19 protein-coding genes are annotated in these 19,437 nt (G+C 73.6%); 6 read left to right on the top strand and 13 right to left on the bottom strand.

The window, feature by feature from the left end; translation table 11 throughout:
• Positions 1-15 precede the first annotated feature (15 nt).
• The gene (locus Asera_RS24225; protein ID WP_030447510.1) at positions 16-1,011 is read left to right on the top strand and encodes an ArsR/SmtB family transcription factor; all 996 of its coding nucleotides are present in this window, start codon (positions 16-18) and stop codon (positions 1,009-1,011) included.
• Between the two features lie 84 nt (positions 1,012-1,095).
• Here Asera_RS24225 and Asera_RS24220 read toward each other — a convergent pair whose 3' ends face one another.
• The gene (locus Asera_RS24220; RefSeq protein WP_084132052.1) at positions 1,096-2,319 is read right to left on the bottom strand and encodes a hypothetical protein; all 1,224 of its coding nucleotides are present in this window, start codon (positions 2,317-2,319) and stop codon (positions 1,096-1,098) included.
• A gap of 132 nt (positions 2,320-2,451) precedes the next feature.
• Here Asera_RS24220 and Asera_RS24215 point away from each other — a divergent pair, with 132 nt between their 5' ends.
• The 3 genes from Asera_RS24215 to Asera_RS24205 all read left to right on the top strand — a co-directional run bounded on the left by Asera_RS24215 (position 2,452) and on the right by Asera_RS24205 (position 5,406).
• Entirely contained in the window at positions 2,452-2,679 is a 228-nt protein-coding gene (locus tag Asera_RS24215) for a helix-turn-helix domain-containing protein (RefSeq protein WP_030447508.1), read from the top strand.
• Positions 2,680-3,044: 365 nt separating this feature from the next.
• Positions 3,045-3,833 (top strand): enoyl-CoA hydratase/isomerase family protein, encoded by a 789-nt coding sequence (locus Asera_RS24210; protein WP_084131993.1) that lies wholly within the window; start codon positions 3,045-3,047, stop codon positions 3,831-3,833.
• A 250-nt stretch (positions 3,834-4,083) separates the two neighbouring features.
• The gene (locus Asera_RS24205) at positions 4,084-5,406 is read left to right on the top strand and encodes a GAF domain-containing protein (protein ID WP_211255643.1); all 1,323 of its coding nucleotides are present in this window, start codon (positions 4,084-4,086) and stop codon (positions 5,404-5,406) included.
• A gap of 181 nt (positions 5,407-5,587) precedes the next feature.
• Here Asera_RS24205 and Asera_RS24200 read toward each other — a convergent pair whose 3' ends face one another.
• The 5 genes from Asera_RS24200 to Asera_RS24180 form a co-directional block, all read right to left on the bottom strand.
• Entirely contained in the window at positions 5,588-6,322 is a 735-nt protein-coding gene (locus tag Asera_RS24200) for an SDR family oxidoreductase (RefSeq protein WP_030447505.1), read from the bottom strand.
• A gap of 76 nt (positions 6,323-6,398) precedes the next feature.
• A complete protein-coding gene (locus tag Asera_RS24195; RefSeq protein ID WP_084132050.1) occupies positions 6,399-7,610 on the bottom strand; it encodes a hypothetical protein in 1,212 nt (403 codons plus the stop codon).
• A 100-nt stretch (positions 7,611-7,710) separates the two neighbouring features.
• Positions 7,711-8,283: a TetR/AcrR family transcriptional regulator gene (locus Asera_RS24190; protein ID WP_030447503.1), complete on the bottom strand. Its 573-nt coding sequence runs from the start codon at positions 8,281-8,283 to the stop codon at positions 7,711-7,713.
• A gap of 72 nt (positions 8,284-8,355) precedes the next feature.
• Positions 8,356-8,961, bottom strand: coding sequence for a DUF1707 SHOCT-like domain-containing protein (locus Asera_RS24185; RefSeq protein ID WP_030447502.1), 606 nt, complete (start codon positions 8,959-8,961; stop codon positions 8,356-8,358).
• 66 nt (positions 8,962-9,027) lie between these two features.
• Entirely contained in the window at positions 9,028-10,170 is a 1,143-nt protein-coding gene (locus Asera_RS24180; RefSeq protein WP_030447501.1) for a CaiB/BaiF CoA transferase family protein, read from the bottom strand.
• 108 nt (positions 10,171-10,278) lie between these two features.
• Between Asera_RS24180 and Asera_RS24175 the strand changes: the two genes are divergently transcribed.
• Positions 10,279-11,163: a carbon-nitrogen hydrolase family protein gene (locus Asera_RS24175; RefSeq protein ID WP_051802555.1), complete on the top strand. Its 885-nt coding sequence runs from the start codon at positions 10,279-10,281 to the stop codon at positions 11,161-11,163.
• Positions 11,164-11,260: 97 nt separating this feature from the next.
• Here the strand turns inward: Asera_RS24175 and Asera_RS24170 are convergent, their stop codons facing one another.
• The 3 genes from Asera_RS24170 to Asera_RS24160 form a co-directional block, all read right to left on the bottom strand.
• Positions 11,261-12,553 carry a citrate synthase gene (locus Asera_RS24170; RefSeq protein WP_030447499.1) on the bottom strand — a complete coding sequence of 431 codons (1,293 nt, stop codon included), beginning with the start codon at positions 12,551-12,553 and terminating at the stop codon, positions 11,261-11,263.
• A gap of 262 nt (positions 12,554-12,815) precedes the next feature.
• Positions 12,816-14,081: an RNA polymerase sigma factor gene (locus Asera_RS24165; protein WP_030447498.1), complete on the bottom strand. Its 1,266-nt coding sequence runs from the start codon at positions 14,079-14,081 to the stop codon at positions 12,816-12,818.
• A gap of 28 nt (positions 14,082-14,109) precedes the next feature.
• Positions 14,110-14,529 (bottom strand): YciI family protein, encoded by a 420-nt coding sequence (locus Asera_RS24160; protein ID WP_030447497.1) that lies wholly within the window; start codon positions 14,527-14,529, stop codon positions 14,110-14,112.
• Between the two features lie 219 nt (positions 14,530-14,748).
• Here Asera_RS24160 and Asera_RS24155 point away from each other — a divergent pair, with 219 nt between their 5' ends.
• The gene (locus Asera_RS24155; protein WP_030447496.1) at positions 14,749-15,177 is read left to right on the top strand and encodes an OsmC family protein; all 429 of its coding nucleotides are present in this window, start codon (positions 14,749-14,751) and stop codon (positions 15,175-15,177) included.
• Positions 15,178-15,320: 143 nt separating this feature from the next.
• Here the strand turns inward: Asera_RS24155 and Asera_RS24150 are convergent, their stop codons facing one another.
• The 4 genes from Asera_RS24150 to Asera_RS24135 are packed head-to-tail and all read right to left on the bottom strand — an operon-like array spanning position 15,321 to position 19,093.
• Entirely contained in the window at positions 15,321-15,968 is a 648-nt protein-coding gene (locus Asera_RS24150) for a hypothetical protein (RefSeq protein WP_051802528.1), read from the bottom strand.
• Positions 15,969-16,014: 46 nt separating this feature from the next.
• Positions 16,015-16,881 (bottom strand): carbohydrate ABC transporter permease, encoded by an 867-nt coding sequence (locus tag Asera_RS24145; RefSeq protein ID WP_051802527.1) that lies wholly within the window; start codon positions 16,879-16,881, stop codon positions 16,015-16,017.
• Positions 16,866-17,804 carry a carbohydrate ABC transporter permease gene (locus Asera_RS24140; RefSeq protein WP_030447493.1) on the bottom strand — a complete coding sequence of 313 codons (939 nt, stop codon included), beginning with the start codon at positions 17,802-17,804 and terminating at the stop codon, positions 16,866-16,868. The genes Asera_RS24145 and Asera_RS24140 overlap by 16 nt, the downstream gene beginning before the upstream one ends.
• Positions 17,801-19,093: an ABC transporter substrate-binding protein gene (locus tag Asera_RS24135; protein WP_211255642.1), complete on the bottom strand. Its 1,293-nt coding sequence runs from the start codon at positions 19,091-19,093 to the stop codon at positions 17,801-17,803. Before Asera_RS24135 ends, Asera_RS24140 begins: the two co-directional genes overlap by 4 nt.
• Positions 19,094-19,437 lie beyond the last annotated feature (344 nt).

Genomic DNA, 19,437 nt, shown 5'->3' with positions numbered 1-19,437 from the left:
TTAGAATGACGCTTAATGTTGGAGCTTCGACTGGGTGTGACCGACCTCGCGTCGATGTGGTTCGCGTACTCGCCGCTGCAGGAGACCGTGTTCAGCGTCCGCGCGCTGGTGCTGCCCGGCATGTACGCGCCCCGGCTGCCCTGGCACGACGACGTCGCCGAGCACCTCAACCCCGAGGACGTCGAGCTGCTGTACGCGATGATGCCGCCCCGGCGCTGGCTGCCCGACTTCCTCACCCCCCGGCCGCAGGCGCCCGGCCCCAAGTTCGCCGAGCAGCTCGCGACCGTCCGCGCCACCCCGGGCGCTCTCGGGTGGCACGACATCCTCGCCGCCTACGGTCCGGACCGGCTGCCGCCGGTACTGGCCGCCGGCGAGGCGGACCCGGACGCGCTGATCGAGCAGATCGCCACCGTGCTGGACCGGTACTGGCGGCGCTGCGTGCGGCCGTGGTGGCCGCGGATGCGGGCGGTGCTCGACGCGGACATCGTTCACCGCAGCCGAAGCCTCGCCGTGGGCGGTGCCCGGGCGCTGTTCGCCGACCTGCACGACCGGGTGTCCTGGTCCGACGGGGTACTCACGGTGCGCCAGACCAGCCGGCTGCAGCACAGCGCGGTGGAGGTCGCCGGCCGCGGCCTCGCCCTGGTACCGAGCGTGTTCGCGCGCGGCGCGATGACCGTCGTCGACCCCGCCGGGCCGCCGGTCATCTCGTACCCGGCGCGCGGCCGCTCGACGCTGTGGGAGGCCGCGCAGCCGGCGACCGAGGCGGCGCTCGCGCGGCTGATCGGCGCGCCCCGGGCCCGGCTGCTCGCGCTGCTGCGACACCCGGCCAGCACGACCGAGCTCGCCTACCGGCTCGGGGTCACGGCGGCGGCGGTCAGCCAGCAACTGTCGGTACTGCATGCCGCCGGGCTGGTCACCCGGGCCCGCAGCGGCCGCAGCGTGCTGTACGCCCGCACCACGCTGGGCGACCGGCTTGCCGACCCGGTGGTACCGGCCCGCACCGTACCCTGACGCCCGCCGCACCGTTCGCGGCGCCGCTGCCCGACGAGGCTCGGCCAGACCCCGGGCGATCGCTCGGCGGCAGAGCGCCGGTGCTCAGGCCGTGGTGCCGGCGGCGACGAGCAGGCCGACCAGCGCGCCGGAACCGGTCAGCAGCAGCGGTACCGGCACCGGCGGTCCGGCCTGGGTTCGTGGCGCGGTGACCGCGATCGTGGCCCAGCCGAAGAAGGGTAGCCAGGCGGTCGCCACGTCCGGGCCGGCGAAGCCGCCGAGCACGGTGAACGCGACCGCGACGCCGGCGCCGACCAAGCCCGGCCACCCCGGCGTGTTGCGCACCTTGCGCAGGCTCGCGACCACCGGCGGCCCGGTCAGCATCAGCAGCGTCACCAGCCCGATGCCGCCCCACCACAGGGCCGGTCCGGCGCTGCCCCGGGCGGCGACCAACCCCGCGGTCCAGGCGTACCCGCCGGCGGTCGCGACCACCGGCAGCACCAGCGCGCCCAGGCCGGTGGCCAGGTTGAGGAAGGCGCGGCGGCGGGCGAAGTAGAGCAGCACCACGCTGCCGCCGAGCCAGACCGCCGGATAGCTGAACAGCGCGGCCAGCCCGAGCAGCAGCCCGGCGAGCAGCGCCCAGCCGGTCGCCGGCCAGCCGGTCCGGCCCCGGTCGCTCGCCCGCGCGCCGGCGGCGACCAGCCCGGCGCCGAGCGCGGCCGCGACGCCGTCGGTGGCGCCGGCGACGAGCGCCCCGTACGGCGCGAGGACCAGTACCGGCGCGAACCCGCGGGCCGGCGTGTCGCCGCAGATGTTGCGCGCGGCGCCGAGCAGCAGTGGCACCGTCAGCGCGCCGAGCGCGGTGACCGTCAGGGTGCCGGGCAGGCCGAGCGCGTCGATCGCCCACAGCAACAGCCCGGCACCGGGCGGTCGCCCGCCGACGGCGTGCCGGTCGACGAACTCGTGCAGGTAGTCCAGCGGGCCGCCGGTGACCGGGTTGGCCGGCGCGTGGCGCCGGCCCGCACCGAGCGCGAGTGCCCAGCCGAGCGCGGCGAGGTAGGCGACCGCCTGGACCGCGATGAACGGCGGCCGCCGTGCGAGCCGGGCCAGCACCGCCTGACCGCCGATGGCCGCCGCGGCCAGCGCCGCCGCGGCGGCGAGCCACGGTGACGGGGCGAACCGGTACCCGGCCAGGACGGGAGGCACGGCACCTCCGGCCGGGGTACCGGCGAGCGCTACCGCGGCCAGCCCGAGTGCGACGAGCAGCAGCCAACCGCCCAGATCCGTCGCCGTCCGGTCTCGCCGGGCCGGGCGTTCGCTGTCCGTCACGGCCGACACGGTATCGGGTAGGCGACAGGTGGTGGCTGTTCGGTTGGCGAGAGTGGTAGTCGTGCCGCATGATCGTTGTGACGGTCCAACGGGGGCCGTTGGACCACTCACCGTGAAACGTGAGGGATCGATATGGCTGCCACCGGCACCAGCACGAGCACGGAGAAGGGGCGGCGGATCGTCGGCGCCGAACGTCAGACGCTGGCGAAGGACCTGGTCAAGCGCTACAACGGCGGGGAGAGCATCCGTTCTCTTGCGGCCTCGACGGGCCGTTCGTACGGATTCATCCATCGCGTGCTGACCGAGTCCGGCGTCCAGTTGCGTCAGCGTGGCGGCGCCCGCCGCCGCAAGAAGTCCTGAGAGCCCTGGCGTACGGGGATGTCGGCGCCGGTTGGACTCGGCACGACGCTGCCCGCGCGGTCGGCACGAGCGCATCGAACAGCAGCGTGCGCTCGCAGCTCCGGCCGGGTCTGCGACTCGCACCCGCCCGCGCGGGATCGCGACTCGCGGACCCGGTCGGCAACCCCGCCCTGAGCCTGGACGGCCGTCCGACGCCCTTCCGGTCCGGACGTCCGAGCGGGTCCGGACGTCCAGCGGGTCCGGTCGGCCGGCCGTCGTTCCGGCCTGCCGGCGGCGTGCGAGCCGACAGCGTGCGCACCGACCCCGGTGTTCGGCGGCCGGGCCGACCGGTAGCGTGACACACCCCCGACGGCTGGAGGACGAGCGTGCCCGCGCAGCAGGACCCCTCGACGTCAGGCGACGTGCTGTGGTCGGTCACCGACGGCGTGGCGACCGTGACCCTGAACCGCCCCGAGGTCTACAACGCGCAGACTCCGCAGATGTGGGCGCAGCTGCGCGAGATCGGTCGCGAGCTTGCCGGTGACGTCCGGGTCGTGGTGGTGCGCGGCGCCGGCCGCGGCTTCTCCGCCGGCCTGGACACCGCCGTACTGGCCGGCTCCGGTCCCGGCGATCCCGGTCTGCTCGGCCTGGCGGAGCTGCCGGCCGACCAGTGTGCGGACGTGATCGCGGAGTTCCAGCAGGCGTTCGACTGGCTGCGCCGGCCCGACCTGCTGTCGGTCGCCGCCGTGCAGGGGCACGCGGTCGGTGCCGGCTTCCAGCTCGCGCTGGCCTGCGATCTGCGGATCGTCGCCGACGACGCCCAGTTCACGATGGCCGAGACGAGCCTGGGGCTGGTGCCCGACCTCGGCGGCACCAAACACCTGGTGGAGCTGGTCGGCTACAGCCACGCGCTGGAGATCTGCGTGACCGGCCGGCGGGTCGGCGCCGCCGAGGCGTACCGGCTGGGTCTCGCGACGCTCAGCGTGCCACTGGCCGAACTGGACACCGCCACCGGCGATCTGGTCGCAGCGCTGCGGGCCGCACCGCGGGCCGCCTCGGTGGAGACGAAGGCGCTGCTGCGGGCCGCGGTCGGCAACGACCTGCCCGCTCAGCTCGCGGCCGAACGGGAGGCGCAGGTGCGCCGGATCGCCGACCTCGCCGGGCGCGGCGAGTAACGCCCGGTCCGGGTGGTGCGCCCCCGCCGCTCGGGTGGCGGTGCCGGCGTGGCGGGAATCCGTCGGCACTCGGACGGGTCACGGTGTGTTGACCGGTTCCTGCCCGTACCGGACACTGCGCAGGTATCGGTGTGGCTGGCCGGCATTGTCGGGTCGTTGCGGACATGGTCACCTGTTCGGGGCATGTCCTGGCCGGGCCGCGGCTGGTTGATCGTGCCGACGGGATGCTCATGCGGCGGGCGGGGCGCAGATGGGTGAGCGGCGGATGGTCGAGCAGTGGTTGGCGTGGCCGACGGGTTGCGATCCGGGGGTGTTGAGCCGGGCGCTGGCCGGAGCCCGGGACCGGTTCCTCGGCACCGGTACGGCCGGCGGACCGGTGCGGCGGGTGGTCGCCGAGTCGTGGCGACGATCGGCGGCGAGCGGCATCGACCCGGACCGGCACGAGACACCGGTCGAGCTGACCGACGACACGCTGCGCGAGCTGCGGGCCGACCATGAGCTCGCGGCGGCGATGCCGGTCGTGCGGCGGTTGCTGGTGGAGACCGCCGGGTTGGACCGGCTGATCGTCGCGGTCGGTGACGCGGACGGTCGGCTGTTGTGGGTGGAGGGCGACCGGCAGCTGCGCGCCCGCGCCGAGTCGATGCACTTCCTGGCCGGCTCGAACTGGGGTGAGCGGCACGCCGGTACCAACGCGGTCGGGATGGCGCTCGCGGTCGACCACGGCGTGCAGGTCTTCGGTGCCGAGCACTTCGCCAGCCGGGTCGTGCCGTGGAGCTGTTCGGCCGCGCCGGTGCACGACCCGGACACCGGCGAGGTGCTCGGTTTCGTCGACGTCACCGGCGGCGACCAGGTCGCGGCGCCGCACGCGCTGGCCCTGGTACGGGCGACCGCGCTGGCGGTGGAGACCGAGCTGCGGGTGCAGCGGCTGGCCCGGCCGCGGCCGGTGGTGGCACCGGAGCCGGCCCAGCTGACCGTGTGCGGGGACCTCGGCCGGCTGCGGCTGCCGCATCGCAGCGTCGAGTTGAGCCCGCGGCACGCGGAGCTGCTGCTGGTGCTCAGCGAGCATCCCGCCGGCCGCAGCGCCGAACAGCTCGCGGTCGCGCTGTATCCCGACAGCACGGCAACGGTCACGGTCCGGGCGGAGCTCTCCCGGTTGCGGGCGCTGCTGCCGGAGCTTGCGCTGCGCTCCCGGCCGTACCGGCTGGGCCGGCCGGTTCGTACCGACCTGGCGCAGGCCCGGGCGCTGCTCGCGCGCGGCTCCTGGCGGCGGGCCCTGGCGCTGGCCGGCCTGCCGGTACTGGCCCGGTCGCAGGCGCCGGAGGTGGTGGCGCTGCGGGCCGACCTCGCCGCGCAGCTGCGTTCCGCCGTACTGGCCAGCCGGGATGCGACGGCGCTGGCCCGGTTCGCCGACAGCGAGCTGGGCGTCGGCGACACCGAGGTGGTCCGGGCCACCCTCGCCGCGCTGCCGGCGGACTCGCCGCGCCGCCGGGAGTACGCGGTGCGGCTGGCCCGGTTGGATGCGGAGCTCGGCGCCGGGGGGCGCGCAACCCGGATGCAACGGTGGCGGTCGTAACCTCACCCACGCACCCGGGTGCCTGTCCGGCTGTGCCCGGGTGCCTGCGGCCGCCCCGGCCCGTACCGCCGGGGTGGCCGCGCAACCCGCCGCCTCCGGTCGTCGCGCAAGCCACCGCGTCCGGTCGTCGTGCAACCCCACCGCCTTCGGCGGTCGCGTCGGGCCGGTGTGGGGCCGTCGGTCAGAGGCAGCGCAGGGCGCCGCCGTCGACGGCGATGAGGCTGCCGGTCAGGTAGCTCGCGGCGGGGGAGAGCACGAACGCGGCGACCGCGCCGAACTCCGCCGGCCCGCCGTAGCGGCCCAGCGGGATCCCGTCGTACTGCGGGGTGCCGCGATCGAGCTCCAGGATCCGGTCGGTGGCGATCCGGCCGGGCAGCAGGCCGACGAGCCGCACCCCGCGCGGGCCGTACTCGTCGGCCATGTCCTTGGTGACCATGGCCAGCCCCGGCCGCAGCCCGTTGGAGATGCCGAGGCCGGTGATGGGGGAGCGTACCGAGGAGGACAGCACGAGGCCGATCGCGCCGCCGTCGGGCAGCGCGGCGGCGACCGTGCGGGCGCCTCGTACCGCGCCGAGGAAGACCGTCTCGAACGCCTGCCGCCACTGCTCGTCGGTGGCGCCGGCGGCGGTGGCGGGTGGTGGCCCGCCGACCGACAGCAGCGCGCCGTCGAGTCGGCCGTACGTCGAGGTGGCGGTGTCGATGAGCCGTTGCGGGGTGGCCGGGTCGGCCAGGTCGGCGGCGATCCCGACGGCGTGGTCGGCGCCGAGGTCGGCCACCGCCCGGTCCACCTTGTCCTGCGCGCGGGAGCAGACGACGACGCGGGCGCCGTCGTCGACCAGGGCGCGTGCGGTCGCGAAGCCGAGGCCGGCGCTGCCGCCGGTGACCAGGTACACCCGGTCGGAGAGTCCGAGATCCATGCGCCGAGCCTAGAACGTGGACGGCGCGCGGTGCCGGTCCGCCGGCCCGGCCGTGCTCAGCCGGGCCGGCGAAGGGTCAGAAAGCGGCAGCCTTGACGGCGAGGACGAACCGCAGGCCGGGGTGCTCGCACAGGGTCCACACCTCGTCGCGGCCCGGCCAGTACGACAGGTCCTCGGTGCCGATCGGCATCGACTCGTCCGCGAGCACCGGTGCGCTGTCGGTGGTGAACGTGACGAGCCCGCTGTAGTGCGTGGTGCCGTTGCTGCGGGACAGGAAGAACCGGTCGCCGTGGGCGACGCCGCCCTGGATGCTGCGCACGAACACCTGGTACGCCTCGGTGCCGTGCACCTGCCCGTCGTCGGCGGTGGCGAACGTCGGTCCGTCCAGCGGGAAGCGCACCACCCGGGCACCGGCGCCGGTGGGGTCCTCACCGTCCACGTTGTACTCGGCGACCACGATGCTCGGCGCCTGCCCGCTGCGGTCCAGCCCGCAGCAGGAGTACCGCAGCTGGGCCACGTCGCCGGTGGTCGAGGACAGGTACGCGACCGACTGCGGCAGCACGTACGCGTGGCCGAAGCCCTGGTAGCTGCCGTCCGCGGCGCGGCCGACCGCGTTGTCGTCGGAGTCGTCGACCCGCCAGATGTGCCGCAGGTCGAAGACCCGGAAGCCGTTCCAGGTGTCGACCACGTAGAGCAGGTGGCCGTAGACGACGATGCCGCCGGCGTGCACCGGTACCGCCCGGAAGTTCGGCCGGCCGTCGTCGTCGACGTACGGCTCGACCAGCAGCACATGCCGGTAGCGCGGGGCCGCCGGGTCGGTGTAGTCGATGAACGACACCCGGGAGCCCTTGTCCGGGGCGGTGCTCTTGGAGTACCAGCTGGCGAACAGCATCCGCTTACCGTCGTACCGGCCGCTGGGGGAGGCGTCGCCGCTGGTGGAGATGCCCTGCGGGTACCAGTCCGCGGTGGCGCCGTCCTCCTCGTTCCAGGTGAACGCGGCGGACAGGCCGGTGGCGTGCGGGGTGGCGGCGGCGCCGAGGCGGTCGGCGCTGGCGAGTACCTCCCGGACCGAGGCGCGGGGCAGGTCGCGGTCGAGGCCGTGCAGCAGCGCGTCGGTGCGCGGCCCGGCGGTGAGGCGGAACGCGTCCGGATCGAGCCGTACCGCGGCGGGGTAGGTCGCCGCCGCGGCGGCACCGGGTGCGCCGAGGGCGGCGAGCCCGGTGGCGGCGGTGGCCACCGCGCCGCCGATCAGGACGTGCCGGCGAGACCACTGGGGTGGGTGGTTCATGATCACCTCCGTGCGAGTTGGGAGCACCTTAGCGAAATCGCGCGGAAATATGCACCCATCGCAGCATGCGATGTCAGAAACCTTCACCGGCGGCCGGTGCTCAGCGGCGGCGGACGGTCTCCTCGACCAGATCGAGCACCGGCTCGATGTCGTCGACCGAGCTGCCCATCGCGAGGTAGAGCACCAGCCCGTCGTGCGCCAGCTCCAGGAACCGCTGCAGCGTCTCGATCGGGACGTCGTCGCGCAGCACGCCCGCCTCGTGCTGGCGCAGCAGCCGGTCGCGGGTCGCCGCTGCGATCGCCTCGGACCGCTGGGCCCAGCGGCGGGCGAACTCCGGGTCGGTGCGCAGCCGCCGGGAGACCTCCAGCTGGGTGCCGAGCCAGCCGCTGACCTCCGGCTCGTGCGCGTGCGCGGCCATGTCCCGCATCACCTGGACCAGGCCGTTGTCGGCGACCGTGGCCACCATGTTCGCCGCGTCGTCCTCGGCGACGGCGAGAAACAGCGACTCCTTGTCCCGGAAGTGGTGGAAGATCGCGCCGCGGGACAGCCCGATCGCGTCCTCCAGACGGCGCACCGTGGCGCCCTCGTACCCGTGCCGGGCGAAGCAGGTCCGCGCGCCGGTGAGGATCTGCCGGCGGCGGGCGTCGAGATGCTCTTGACTGACCCGGGGCACCCGTCGATCGTGCCAGCCGATCCGGCCGTTCGCAATCCGTACGTACGGATTGCTAGCCGCGGCTCGCCGCCGTCACCGGGCGACGCGGCCCTTCCGCCCGTACGGGTAGCGCGCCACCACCCGGCCCGAGGTCGTGCTGGCGTACAGCAGGATCAGCGGGGTGCCCGGCCGGGCGGGTTCGGTGACCTTGTTGCGCACCCTGCCGCTGCGGGTCTCCTGCTGCTCGACACGGACCGCCCAGCCGCGCGGCACGATCACCAGAATGCTGCCGGACCGGCAGGTCGCGTCCACCCGGACCTCCCGATGCGGGCACACCGCGTCGGTGAAGTCGAGCCGGACCTGCCCGCTGGACGCCTCGGCGACCACGTGCGGCGGCACCTCCCAGGCGCCCTCCTGGCGCACCCGCGCGCTGCGGGTGCGCAACTCCAGCACCGACCGCCCGGATGCCGTCGGGCCCGGTGTCACGCCGAGATCGGCCACGATGCGGGTCAGCTCGGCGATGGTGCGCGCGGCGTACACCCGGGCCAGCCGATCGTCGGCCTCGGCCAGGTCCAGCCGGCCGTCGCCGACCGCCGCCTGAACCACCTCGGCGAACTGGCTGCGGTCGGTGTCCGACGCCCGTTGCTGCACCATGGCCGCGTCGTCGTCGGAGGGCACCAGCGATCCCGTCTCGTGCATCCGCCCAGCCTAAGCGGTGCGACGCAACGGTGGGGGTTCCGGCCGCCGGGCCGGCCGCCGTCGGGGTCAGGCGATGGCGCCGGCCGCGCGCAGCGCGGCCCGCTCGGCGTCCGGGTAGCCCAGCTCGGCGAGGATCTCGTCGGTGTGCGCGCCGGCCGCCGGCGCCGGCGTCGGGGTGCCGGCGGGGGTGGCCGAGAACCGGGGCGCGGGCGCCGGTTGCAGCATCCCGCCGTCCCGGCGGTACGTGCCGCGCCGGGCGAGGTGCGGATGTGCGGCGGCCTCGTCCGGGTCGAGCACCGGCGCCACGCAGGCGTCGGTACCGGCGAACCGGTCGGCCCACTCGTCCCGGGTGCGGCCGGCGAACGCCGCGGCGAACCGTTCCCGCAGCTGCGGCCACGCCGACCGGTCGGTGCGGTCCGGCACGGTCTCGTCGTCGGCCAGGCCCAGTCCGTCCAGCAGCGCCGCGTAGAACGGGTCCTCCAACGCACCGACCGCGACGTAGCCGCCGTCCGCGCAGCGGTACACGGCGTAGAACGGGGCGCCGCCGTCGAGCAGGTTGCGGCCGCGCCGGCCGCCCCACATCCCGGCCGAGCGCATCCCCAGCATCATCGACAGCAGTACCGCCGCACCGTCCACCATCGCCGCGTCGACCACCTGGCCGCGACCGGTACGGCCGGCGCGAAGCAGCGCGGCGAGCACGCCGACCGCGAGCAGCATGCCGCCGCCACCGAAGTCGCCGATCAGGTTCAGCGGTACGGTCGGCGCGGCGTCGGCGTCCCCGACCAGGCCGAGCGCCCCGGCCAGCGCGATGAAGTCGATGTCGTGGCCGGCCCGCTGGGCCAGCGGGCCGGTCTGGCCCCAGCCGGTCATCCGCCCGTACACCAGGCGCGGGTTCGCGGCCAGGCACTCGTCCGGGCCGAGGCCGAGCCGCTCGGCGACGCCCGGCCGGTACCCCTCGATCAGCGCGTCGGCGCCGGCCACCAGCCGGTGCACCACGGCCACCCCGTCCGGCTGCTTGAGATCGACCGCGAGCGAGCGCCGGTTGCGGGCGAGCACCCGGTGGCCCGCCGCGAGCGGGACCGGCTGGCCGCCGGGCCGGTCGACCCGCACCACGTCCGCGCCGAGATCGGCCAGCATCATGCCGGCGAACGGCGCCGGGCCGATCCCGGCCAGCTCCACGATCCGGAATCCCGCCAACGGTCCCTGCATCCGAGTGCCTCCCGATCGGTGTCCAGACCGCCATCCTGCCCGCCGCCCGCGACCGCGCCGCGTACCGGCTGGCACCATGGCGGGGGGCGAGCGAAGAGGAGCGTGCGGATGACGGAGCCGAACGAGCCGGTGGTGGCGCTGCCGGAGACGGTGCTGCGGGTCGGGGCCGGTCAGGCCGCCGCCGAGCCGGGCGACATCGCCGGCAACGCGGCCACCGCAGCTCGGCTGGTGGCGACCGCGGCAGCGGACCGGGTGCGGTTGCTGGTGCTGCCGGAGCTGTTCCTGCCCGGTTACCACCCGCCGACGCTCGCCGCCGACCCGAGCCGGTGCGAGGTGGCCGCCGACGACGCCGGTGTGGTCACCGACCCGCGGCTGGACGGGCTGGCCACCGCGGCCTCGACGCACCGGGTGGCGGTGCTGGTCGGCGCGGCGGTGCGGGCCGCGGACGGCGCCCGCTACCTGGCCGCGCTGCTGGTCGGCCCGGACGGCTCGATCCGGGACGCGTACCACAAGCGGCACCTGTGCGGGGTGGAGGAGACCGACCTGTTCGTCGCCGGTACCGCGGCGACCACGTTGACCGTGGACGGCTGGCGGCTGGGCGTCGGTGTCTGCTACGACGGCTGCTTCCCGGAGCACGCCCGGGCGGCGGCCCGGGCCGGTGCGCACGCGATGCTCTACCCGACCGCGTACGTGGTGGGTGGCGAGCACCGGCGCGACCTCTACTACCCGGCGCGGGCGCTGGACAACACGATGTTCGTGGTGTTCTCCAACGGGGTCGGCGGCCGCGACCCGTGGCTGTTCAACGGGGGCTCGGCGGTGTACGACCCGGAGGGCCGGGCGCTGGTGCGGGCGCCGGACACCGGCGAGACGGTCCTGGTCGCGGACCTGGATCCGGTACTGCTCGCGGCCACGCGCGGCGCGCAGACGATGCTGTCCGATGCCGCGGTGGAGGAGCCGGCCGAGCGCCGGCTGCTCACCGTCGACCGCGGCTGACACCTCCGCAGTCGGGCGCCCCCGCCGGCAACGCGGCGCCGAACCCGACGATGCCCCGCCGGCCGAGGGCCAGCGGGGCATTCGAGGTCTGCTGCGGTCAGCGCTTCTCGACCGCGACGTAGTCGCGGGCGGTCGGGCCGGTGTAGATCTGCCGCGGCCGGGTGATCTTGAGCTTCGGGTCGCTCATCATCTCGCGCCACTGGGCGATCCAGCCGGGCAGCCGGCCGATCGCGAACAGCACAGTGAACATCGACTCCGGGAACCCCAGCGCCTTGTAGATCAGGCCGGTGTAGAAGTCGACGTTCGGGTACAGCTTGCGCTCGACGAAGTAGTCGTCGGACAGCGCGACCTGCTCCAGCTCGATCGCGATGGAAAGCAGCGGGTCGGAGACGCCGAGCTTGGTCAGCACGTCGTCGGTCATCTTCTTGACCAGGGCGGCGCGCGGGTCGTAGTTCTTGTAGACCCGGTGGCCGAAGCCCATCAGCCGGACGCCGGCCTCCTTGTTCTTCACCTTGCGCACGAACGCCGCGACGTCGTCGCCGGAGGCGTGGATGCCCCGCAGCATCTCCAGCACCGCCTGGTTGGCGCCGCCGTGCGACGGGCCGGAGAGTGCGTTGACACCGGCGGCGATCGAGGCGAACAGGTTGGCCTGGGCCGACCCGACGGTACGCACGGTGGCCGCGGAGCAGTTCTGCTCGTGGTCGGCGTGCAGGATCAGCAGCAGGTCGAGGGCGGCCCGCGCGGTCTCGTTCACCTGGTACGGCTCGGCCGGCACGCCGAAGGTCATCCGCAGGAAGTTGGAGACCATGTCCAGCGAGTTGTCCGGGTACAGCAGCGGCTGGCCGACCGACTTCTTGTACGTGTACGCCGCGATCGTCGGCAGCTTGGCCAGCAGCCGGATCGTGGACAGGTTCACCGCGTCGGCGTCGAACGGGTCGAGGTCGTCCGGGTAGAAGGTGGACAGCGCGTTGATCGCGGAGGCCAGCACCGCCATCGGGTGGGCGTTGCGCGGGAAGCCGTCGAAGAACCGCTTCAGGTCCTCGTCCAGCAGGGTGTGGTGGCGGATCTGCCCGTCCAGCTCGGCCAGCTGCTCGGCGGTCGGCAGCTCGCCGTGCAACAGCAGGTAGGTCACCTCGAGGAAGCTCGACTGCTCGGCCAGCTGGTCGATCGGGTAACCGCGGTAGCGCAGGATGCCGGCGCCGCCGTCGATGTAGGTGATCTCCGATTTACACGACGCCGTGTTCACAAACCCCGTGTCGAGCGTGACCAGACCGGTCGTGGCGAGGAGTTTGGAGGAGTCGATCCCGGAGTTTCCCTCCGTCGCCGGGATGATCGGCATGTCGAGCTCGCCGTCCGGGTACCGAAGGACGGTGCTGCTCTGGTCAGTCATGGAAGGCCTTTCGTCCTCAAGACGGGGAGTGTGCGTCCGTCGATCCGCTCTCTACCACTTGTGGCGGTAAAGGTCCTGCTGGGGTCCGCTCCCCGAATCGCTGTTACGTGCCAGTAACTTCGACGCTACTCGGCTGGCCGGGTACGTCCGGTGTGATCTTCTGCCCAATCTAGCGACCTGTCGAAACGCTGCGCACGGGGCCGGCTCCCGGCGAGATCCGTCACCCGCCAGACCCCCACCGTACGGCGCACGGGCTGCCGCGCTACGCCTGCGCACCGGGTTCGTCCGGGGCCGGCAGGCGGGCCGCCCGGGCGTGCAGGTACCGCTGTTGCGGCAGGCTGAGGGCGCGTTGCGCGGCGGCCAGGTAGTGCCGCCGCGCGGCGTCCCGGTCACCGGCGAGCTCCAGCAGGTGCGCCCGGACCGCGTCCGGCCGGTGGTCGCCGCGCCGGGCCTGCGCATCGAGCGCGTCGAGCCGGTCCAGCCCGGCCCGCGGGCCACGCACCATCGCCACCGCGACCGCGTGGTTGAGCCGCACCACCGGGCTGTCGTCGATGCGCAACAGCACCTCGTACAGGGCGAGGATCTGCGGCCAATCGGTGTCCGCGGGGCTCGCGGCCTCGTCGTGCAGCGCCGCGATCGCCGCCTGCAGCTGGTACGGGCCGGTCGGCCCGCGCGGCAGCGCCGCGGTGACCAGCTCGATCCCCTCGGCGATCGCGGCGGCGTCCCAGCGACCCCGGTCCTGCTCGGCCATCGGTACCAGCTCGCCGTCCGGCCCGGTGCGCGCCGGCCGCCGCGCGTCGGTGAGCAGCATCAGCGCGAGCAGCCCGGCCACCTCGCCGTCGGCCGGCAGCAGCCGGTGCACCAGCCGGGTCAGCCGGATCGCCGCACCGGTCAGCTCGGTACGGGCCAGTCGCGGGCCGGCGGTGCTCGCATAGCCCTCGTTGAAGATCAGGTACAGCACGCGCAGCACCGCGCCGAGGCGGGCGGCGTACTCGGCGCGTACCGGCGGGGCGAACGGGACACCGCTCGCCGCGATGGTCTGCTTCGCCCGGCTGATCCGGCGGGTCATCGTCGCCTCGGGTACCAGGAACGCGCGGGCGATCTCGGCGGTGGACAGCCCGCCGACCGCGCGCAGCGTCAGCGCGATCTGCCCCGCCGGGGTCAGCGCCGGATGGCAGCACAGGAACAGCAGCACCAGCGTGTCGTCGGACGCGGCCGGCGGCCGGTCCGCGGCCGGTGCGAGCCACTCGTCCGGCGCTGTCCGGGCCGCCACGGTGGCCTCCCGCCGGCGCCGGGCCGACTCGGCCCGCAGCAGGTCGGTGAGCCGGCGCGACGCGACGGTCAGCAGCCAGCCGCGCGGCCGCTGCGGCACACCCTCGGCCGGCCACCGGGTCGCCGCCGCGACAAGCGCCTCCTGCACGGCGTCCTCGGCGAGGTCGAAGTGCCCGTACCGGCGGACCAGCGCACCGAGGACCCGCGGCGCCTGGTGGCGCAGCAGGTCCTCGATGTGGTCGGGCACGGTGGTCACCGCCGGGATCGGTGGTCTCGTGGCTCGGTCAGGCCAGCGATTCCTCGGCGTTGTCGGCGACCGGCCGCACGTCCACGTACCAGCGGTCGTCGGGCATGCCCTCCGGGTGCGGTGCCTTGGCCAGCCGGGCGGCGATCTCGACGGCCCGGTCGAAGCTCGCGCAGTCGACGATGTTGTAGCCGGCGAGCACCTCCTGGGTTTCCGCGTACGGGCCGTCGGTCGCGACCGGCACGCCGTCGACCAGCCGCACCCGGCGGGCGTGCACCGGCGCGGTCAGCCCCTGCGCGTCGACCGCCTCGCCCGACTCGACCACCTCGGCCCACCAGGACTGCATGAACTCGGCCAGCTTGCCGACGTCCTCGCCGGTCCAGGCGGGCTCGGCGCCGGGCCGGCCGGCCATCGCGTCGTAGTCCCGTTGCGACCCGAAGAGCAGGATCATGTACTTCATCGCCGTCTCCTCCGTGTGTGGCGGCCCGGTCGGCCGCCGTCACCGCAGACGTCGGAGCCGATCGCCCGGACCGGACATCCGCCTGCCAGGTCCCCAGCAAAACACGGACACCTCGCGCATCGGGGCCGATCCGCGAGGTGTCCCGCCCGCCCGGCCGGCGCCTCGCCGGATCCGGCCGCCGCGCGCGACGGCTCGCACGGTGCGTGGCAGGCTGGCGGGGTGGCAGACGAGACGAAGCGCGCCGTGTCCCTGCATCGGACCGGCAGCAAGACCTACCAGGTCCGTAACGAGCGTGGCGGGCAGATCAGCATCGGCTCCGGGGGTGACACCGACTTCACCCCGGTGGAGCTGCTGCTTGCCGCGATCGCCGGGTGCACCGCCATCGACGTGGACATCCTGACCTCGCGGCGGGCCGAGCCGACCTCGTTCGACATCGAGTCCAGCGGGGACAAGGTGCGCGACGAGCAGGGCAACCACATGACCGGGATCGAGGTCTCGTTCCGGGTCACGTTCCCGGAGGGCGAGGGTGGCGACAAGGCGCGGGCGCTGTTGCCGGAGGCGATCCGCACCTCGCACGAGCGGCTCTGCACGGTCAGCCGTACCGTCCAGCTCGGTGCCGACGTCGCCATGAACGTGGCGGCCGGCTGACCGCCGGCCGCCACGCACGCCGGCTGGTGTGCGCCGTGGTTGGTGTGTCGGTACCGGGTCCGTGGGGCGCCGGCCGCCGCGGAGGCAGGTCGGTGCGCTGAGTGCGTGCGGCTCGGTGTGTCGCCCAGGCGTGCCGCGGGCGGTCAGTGGTGGGGGGTGGGCAGTTCGGCGGCGGTGGTCCAGACCGCCGCGACCGCGACGATGGCCGCCGGCGCGGGCAGGAGCAGCAGCAGCGACGCCGACCAGCTCGCCGCCGCCCACACGCCCAGCAGCACCAGGCACAGCGCGGCGGCGAACCGCACCGGCCGGCGCGCCACCAGGTGCAGCGCGGTCACCCACAGCCGGCGACCGCGCAGCGCCGGCCGGGCCGCGCCGAGGATCAGCGCGGCCATCGCGGCCGGTACCGCCAGCACGGTCGCCGCGCCGGTCAGCGCGACGGACGGGAGCAGCAGCATGCTGCCGGTCGCCGTCCACACCCGCAGCGCGGCCAGCAGCAGCACCGCGGCGACCGCTGGTACCAGGGCCTGGCGGACCGCGAACGGCCAGAGCCGGACCAGGCGGGCCGCGAACCCGCGAACCGTCGCCCGACCGGTACCGCCGATGCGGGTCACGGTGTCGGCCAGGGCCGTCGCGGCGGGCGCCACGAGCAGCGCGTACAGCGCGCCGGCGACCGGGTTGACGCCGGGCGCGACCAGCACCGGCACCGTCGCCGCGACACACACCGCGACGCTCGCGCACAGCAGCGCCGGCAGGTTCGGCCACACGCCGCGCAGCAGCCGTCGCGGCGACACCGCGGCGGCCTCGACCGCTGCGGCGCCTGGCCGCTGTCGCGTCGCGCTAACCACGGATACCCGCCGAGGCGATGCTCGCCGCGAAGCTGCGCTGGAACGCCAGGAAGACCACCATCACCGGCACCACCACGGCGGTGATCGCGGCGAACACCACGACCGACGAGCCGCCCTGGCCGGCCTGCAGCGTCACCAGCCCGATCGGCAGCGTCATGTGCTGCGGGCTGGACAGGAAGATCAGCGGCCCGAAGTAGTTGTTCCACGACGTCTCGAACGCGAGGATCGTCATCGCCGCGATCGCCGGGCCGGACAGCGGCACGATGATGCGGAACAGGATCCACGGATGGCTCGCGCCGTCGATCCGCGCCGCCTCGTCCAGCTCCCGCGGGATGGTGTTGAAGTACTGCCGGAAGAAGAAGACCGCGAACACGTTGATCAGTGCCGGCAGCCACACCGCGGCCAGATGGTCGACCAGGCCGAGGTTGCGCATCAGCACGAACACCGGGATCACCGTGGTCTGCACCGGCACCATCAGTGCGGACAGCATCACCAGCAGGATCGCCTGGCGGCCGCGGAACCGCAGCCGAGAGAACGCGTACCCGGCGAGCACGCCGACCAGCATCGAGCCGACGGTGGAGATCAGGCTGACCTGCAGGCTGTTGAGCGCCATCCGGCCGAACGGGATGAGCCCGTCGATGCCGGCGAAGTTGTCCAGGGTGAACGGTCGCGGCAGCCAGCCGGGCGGCAGCGAGAACGCCGCCTTCTCCGCGGTGAGGCTCTGCACGATCAACCACACCAGCGGCGCGACCATCAGCACCCCGACCACCAGCAGGACCAGCCCGAGAACCACCCGGGCCGGGCGGACCGGGCGGCGTCGCCGCGCCGGCGCGGCCGGCCCCGTCACTGGTGCACCCATCGGCGCGACCCCCAGAACTGCAACAGCGTGACCACCATCATCACGGCGAACACCAGCAGCGACACCGCCGAGGCGTAGCCGACCTGGAACGACTGGAACCCCTTCTGGTACAGGTACATCACCACGCTCATGGTGGAGTTGTCCGGCCCGCCCTGCGGGGTGATGATCTGGATCGGGTCGAAGATCTGGAACGCGCCGAGGAACGTGATGACCGCGGCGAAGAAGATCGTCGGCGACATCATCGGGATCGTGACGTGCCACAGCGTCTGCCGGGCGTTGGCGCCGTCCAGCCGGGCCGCCTCGAGCAGCGTGTTCGGCACGGTCTGCAGGCCGGCCAGCATGATCACGAAGGTGAAGCCGATGGTGTGCCAGAAGTCGATGCCGATGATCGACGGCAGCGCCCAGGACGGGTCGTTGAACCAGTTCGGGGTGTCCACACCGAGCCGGCCCAGGTAGTACGTCAGCAGCCCGAACGACGGGTCCAGCACGTACTTCCAGAGCAGCGCGACCGCCGCCCAGGAGATGACGAACGGGAAGAACAGCGAGGTGCGCACGAAGTACGACAGCACCTTGTTCTTGAGCCGGTTGACGCCCAGCGCGAGCAGCAGCCCGCCGACCAGGTGGGTGATCAGCGAGGCGCTCGCGAACACGAAGGTGTTCGCCAGCGACCGGTACAGCAGCGGATCGCCGAACATCGCGGTGAAGTTGCCGAACCCGGCGAACTGCGCCGGCGTGAGCATGTCCCAGCGGTACAGGCTGAGCACGATCGCCGCGACGAACGGGCCGGCGACGAACACGACGAACAGCAGCAGCGCCGGGCTCAGGAACGCGTAGCCGACCCACTGCCGGCTGCCGGCGCTGCCGGACGGCTGGACGGCCGGCGGGCGAGACGCCGTCCGCCGGCGGGTCAGGCTGATCGTCATAGCAGCGGTTTCAGCTGCTCGTTCGCCGCATCCAGGGACCGCTTGACCGGTTTGAGGCCGGTCAACGCGCTCTTCCAGCCGGCGCTGATGGCCCGCTGGACCGCGGCGCCCTGCTTGGGCGACGGGATCGGCGTGCCGTGCGCGATCGCCGCCGCCAGCAGTTCGGAGCCCTTCGGGGCGTCGGAGAGGAAGGTCGAGCTGGCGGCGACCGAGGTCAGCGCCGGCACGTTGGTGCCGCCGACCTTGGCGTAGAACTCGGACGCGTCCTTGGTCATCAGCCACTTGAGGAACGTCCAGGCGGCCGCCTTGTTCTTCGACGCGCGCAGGATCGGCCAGCCGTCCCAGCCGATCGGGGAGCCGGGGCCGGTCTTGGTCGGCCAGCTCATGATGCGCACCTTGTCGACGATCTTGAGCCGGCGCATGTCCAGTGTCGGCCAGCGGCCGCCGCCGAGGGTGGCGAGCTTGCCCTTGGCCAGCTGCGCGGCGGCGTCGAAGGTACCGCCGAGCTTCGGCGCGAGGCCGGCGTCGAGCAGGCTCTTGACGAACGTGGCCGCCTCGATCGCCTGCGGGCTGTTGAAGGTGGGCTGCTTCCAGTCGGCGGAAAGGGTGCTGGCGCCGTTGGTGAGCAGCCACGGCATGATGTCGCCGAACGGGAACGCGCCGTCGCCCAACGCCGTCAGGTACGCGCCGGTCCTGGCATTGATCTTCTCCCCGGCGGCCTTGAACTGCTCCCAGGTCCACTGGCCGTCGTCGGACAGCTCGACACCGGCCTTGGCGAACACCTCGGTGTTGCAGTACAGCACCATCGAGTTGTAGCCGCCGGGGATGAAGTAGGTCCTGCCGTCCGGCGAGCCGTACTTCTTCGTCCACTCCTTCAGGTGCGGGTCGATGCCGGCGTAGTACGCGTCGACGACCGCCTTGTCCTTGGCGATGTAGCGGTCCAGCGGTTCCAGCACGTTCTTCGACGACATCAGCAGCTGGCCCTCGGTGGCCACGTCGACGATGTCGTACTGCGTGCCGCCGGCGAGCCGGGTGGAGATGGTGCTGGCGAAGGTGGCCCAGTCGCCCGACGCGATGCCGGTCGCGGAGATCTTGATGTCCGGGTGCGCCTTGTTGAAGTCCGCGAACAGTGCCTTGAACGCCGCCTGCTGCGTCGCGTCGCCCAGGTACGCGAGGGTCAGCGTGCCCTTGCCGGAGCCCTCGGCGCCGTTGCCGCCGCCGGATCCGCCGCATCCGGCGAGTCCGCCGACGGCCGGCAGTACCGCCGCGCCACCGAGCAGCTGCAGCACGCGCCGACGCGGTACGGGCGGGGGAGTGTGCGGTACCACGATGCCTCCTTCCGGGTCCGCCCGTTCGGTGCCGTGGGGGCAGCCGGGCGGCCCGATGAGCAATCGATTACTCGCCGTTTGAGTGCACGGAACCTAACCCCGGCCACGGCAGCTGTCAATAGCGGGCGATCCGCCCGGCGCCCCGTCACGGCTCGCCCGCCCGCGTCCGTCCGGCGAGCTGGATCCGTTGGTAATCAACAGATCCAGCGTGAGCATCCGATCGCCACCGGCGACACCCGATGACGCGGAACCGGTTGCGTAATCGGTTTCTCGGACCTAGGCTCGGGCCGCGCCGCCGGAACGAT

The organism is Actinocatenispora sera, assembly GCF_018324685.1.
Classification (GTDB): domain Bacteria; phylum Actinomycetota; class Actinomycetes; order Mycobacteriales; family Micromonosporaceae; genus Actinocatenispora; species Actinocatenispora sera.
The sequence above is the reverse complement of the archived record's forward strand: the minus strand, read 5'-3'. Positions and strand labels throughout refer to the sequence as shown.

Excerpts from the sequence above, each read along its gene's own strand:
- Asera_RS24225 (WP_030447510.1), top strand. The coding sequence starts at position 16 with ATGTTGGAGCTTCGACTGGGTGTGACCGACCTCGCGTCGATGTGGTTC.
- Asera_RS24215 (WP_030447508.1), top strand. The coding sequence starts at position 2,452 with ATGGCTGCCACCGGCACCAGCACGAGCACGGAGAAGGGGCGGCGGATC.
- Asera_RS24205 (WP_211255643.1), top strand. The coding sequence starts at position 4,084 with ATGGGTGAGCGGCGGATGGTCGAGCAGTGGTTGGCGTGGCCGACGGGT.
- Asera_RS24200 (WP_030447505.1), bottom strand. The coding sequence starts at position 6,322 with ATGGATCTCGGACTCTCCGACCGGGTGTACCTGGTCACCGGCGGCAGC.
- Asera_RS24195 (WP_084132050.1), bottom strand. The coding sequence starts at position 7,610 with ATGAACCACCCACCCCAGTGGTCTCGCCGGCACGTCCTGATCGGCGGC.
- Asera_RS24185 (WP_030447502.1), bottom strand. The coding sequence starts at position 8,961 with ATGCACGAGACGGGATCGCTGGTGCCCTCCGACGACGACGCGGCCATG.
- Asera_RS24180 (WP_030447501.1), bottom strand. The coding sequence starts at position 10,170 with ATGCAGGGACCGTTGGCGGGATTCCGGATCGTGGAGCTGGCCGGGATC.
- Asera_RS24175 (WP_051802555.1), top strand. The coding sequence starts at position 10,279 with ATGACGGAGCCGAACGAGCCGGTGGTGGCGCTGCCGGAGACGGTGCTG.
- Asera_RS24170 (WP_030447499.1), bottom strand. The coding sequence starts at position 12,553 with ATGACTGACCAGAGCAGCACCGTCCTTCGGTACCCGGACGGCGAGCTC.
- Asera_RS24160 (WP_030447497.1), bottom strand. The coding sequence starts at position 14,529 with ATGAAGTACATGATCCTGCTCTTCGGGTCGCAACGGGACTACGACGCG.
- Asera_RS24145 (WP_051802527.1), bottom strand. The coding sequence starts at position 16,881 with ATGGGTGCACCAGTGACGGGGCCGGCCGCGCCGGCGCGGCGACGCCGC.
- Asera_RS24140 (WP_030447493.1), bottom strand. The coding sequence starts at position 17,804 with ATGACGATCAGCCTGACCCGCCGGCGGACGGCGTCTCGCCCGCCGGCC.